The 2,339-nt window shown below is 71.7% G+C and carries 2 protein-coding genes; one reads left to right on the top strand and one right to left on the bottom strand.

The window, feature by feature from the left end; genetic code table 11:
• Positions 1-1,809 (top strand): sensor histidine kinase (locus tag EYW49_RS22715; protein WP_131312009.1); only part of this gene is annotated, 1,809 nt, incomplete at its 5' end.
• Positions 1,810-2,157: 348 nt separating this feature from the next.
• Here EYW49_RS22715 and EYW49_RS22710 read toward each other — a convergent pair.
• A partial coding sequence (locus EYW49_RS22710; protein ID WP_206365403.1) for a transposase occupies positions 2,158-2,339 on the bottom strand: 182 nt, incomplete at its 5' end.

Raw genomic sequence — 2,339 nt, 5'->3', positions numbered from 1 at the left:
CCGTCGAGCGATGCCGCCGGCGCCGCCTCGGCCGCCGCGACGGGCGCCGCCGCCTCCGCCGCCGAGCCGGTCACCCGCCTGTCGCCGCCCGAACGCGTCGCCTTCCGCCAGATCGCCGAAGTGCTGGGCTCGCGCATCGATCCCGCCAATCGCAGCGGCGAGACCGCGGCCGACACCCGAACCGCGGAGTCGAGCGCCCGACCGGCCCCGAGCGCCGCGGTCGCGGCCCCCGCCGCCCCGGCACCGGTACGCCAGCCCCTCCGCCCCGCCACCCCGCCGCCGCGCGTCGCCGCCGGCTTCGACGCCCGTCTGCTCGATCGCCTGCCGCTCGCCGTGGCGATCGTCAAGGACGACGACGTCGTCTATGCCAACGAGCGCTATCTGAGCCTCCTCGGCTATCCCGACCTCGCCACCTTCCGCGACGAGGGCGGGCTCGATGCGCTGTTCGCCGGCGCCCATGCCGCCCGTCGCTTCGAAAGCGGCGACACCGGCCGGCCGGTCCCCCTGCTCGCCCGCGACGGCACCGTGGTGCCGGTCGATGCGGTGCTCTCGACCGTCCCCTGGGCCGATGCTTCGGCGCTGATGATGACCCTGACCGCCTTCAAGCCGGCGCCGATCGACGCGCCGGCCGCCGCCCCGGTCGTGTCGCCCACCCGAACCGAACCGGCGCCGATCGCGCCGCAGACCGTCGACACCCGCGTCGCCGAGCTCGAGGCGATCGTCGACACCGCCACCGACGGCGTCCTGGTGCTCGATGCCGAGGGCCTGGTGCTTTCGGCCAACGCCGCGGCCGAAGCGCTGTTCGGCACCGAGCGGCGCGAGATGATCGGCCGGCCGTTCACCGAGCGTCTGGCGCCGGAGAGCCGCCGCTCGATCCTCGACTATCTCGACGGCCTCGCCCGCAACGGCGTCGCCAGCGTGCTCAACGACGGCCGCGAGGTGATCGGCGTGGTCCGCCCCGAAGGGCTGATCCCGTTGTTCCTGACCATCGGCCGCATCTCGGTCGGCACCGGCCACAAATATTGTGCGGTGCTGCGCGACATCACCCAGTGGAAGAAGGCCGAAGAGGACCTGACCGCCGCCCGCCGCCGCGCCGAAGAGGCGAGCGTCCACAAGTCGGACTTCCTGGCCAAGATCAGCCACGAGATCCGCACCCCGCTCAACGCCATCATCGGCTTCTCGGAAGTGATGATGGACGAGCGTTTCGGCCCGGTCGGCAACGAGCGCTACAAGGACTATCTGCGCGACATCCACGTCTCCGGCACCCACATCATGAGCCTGGTCAACGACCTGCTCGACCTGTCCAAGGTCGAGGCGGGCAAGATGGACCTGCGCTTCGAGGCGGTGGCGATCGGCGACATCGTGTCCGAATGCGTCGCCATGATGCAGCCGCAGGCCAACCGCGAGCGCATCATCATCCGCTCGTCGCTGCCCGCCGGGGTCCCGGCGGTGGTCGCCGATCCGCGCTCGGTGCGGCAGGTGGTGCTGAACCTCCTGTCGAATGCCATCAAGTTCACCCCGGCCGGCGGCCAGGTGATCGTCTCGACCTCGCTCGAGGACAACGGCGAGGTGGTGCTGCGGGTCCGCGACACCGGCTACGGCATGACCGACAAGGAACTGCAGACGGCGATGGAGCCGTTCCGCCAGCTCCACACCACCCGCACCCGCGCCGGCGGCACCGGCCTGGGTTTGCCGCTGACCAAGGCGCTGGTCGAAGCCAATCGGGCGATGTTCCGCATCGACTCGACCGTCGGCCAGGGCACGCTGGTGTCGATCGCCTTCCCGGTGACCCGCGTATTGGCGAGCTGAGCCGCAAGGTCGGCGCGGGACGGGGGCAGGAGCGCGCGATCGCGCGCGGCGACCCGCCGGGAGCGGGGGCCGGCGGATCGCGGGCGACCGGAGGCGGGGGCGGCCGCGAGCCGAACGGTCGGATCGCGGGGCGACAGGACGCGATTCAGGCGGGTCGTGGCCGGAAGCAGGTCGCGGGCGGTACAAGCCGACGCGGATCCGTGGCGGCGCAGCCGACGGCGCATCGGTTCCGGCCCGACCGGTGGCGCATCGGTTGCGGCGGGACTGGCGGTGCATCGGTTAGATCGTGTCCCGAGAGGTGGTGTAGCTGACCGGTGGCCAGCGGGCGCGCCGATATGGGCGGCGTCCTCAGGCCGCCATGTTCGGCAGGCCGAGGACGGCAGGATCATCGTCGATGGCGGCGATCGTTTCCAGCGTCATGTAGCGGGAGCGTTGGACGGCCCATTCGTCGTTCTGTTCGAGCAGGATCGCCCCGACCAACCGGACGATGGCATCTTCGTTGGGGAAGATGCCGACGACCTCGGTTCGGC

Source organism: Siculibacillus lacustris (assembly GCF_004328075.1).
GTDB classification, from domain to species: Bacteria; Pseudomonadota; Alphaproteobacteria; order Rhizobiales; family Ancalomicrobiaceae; genus Siculibacillus; species Siculibacillus lacustris.
Note: the sequence above shows the minus strand (reverse complement) of the source record. Positions and strands in the feature narration are given on the sequence as shown.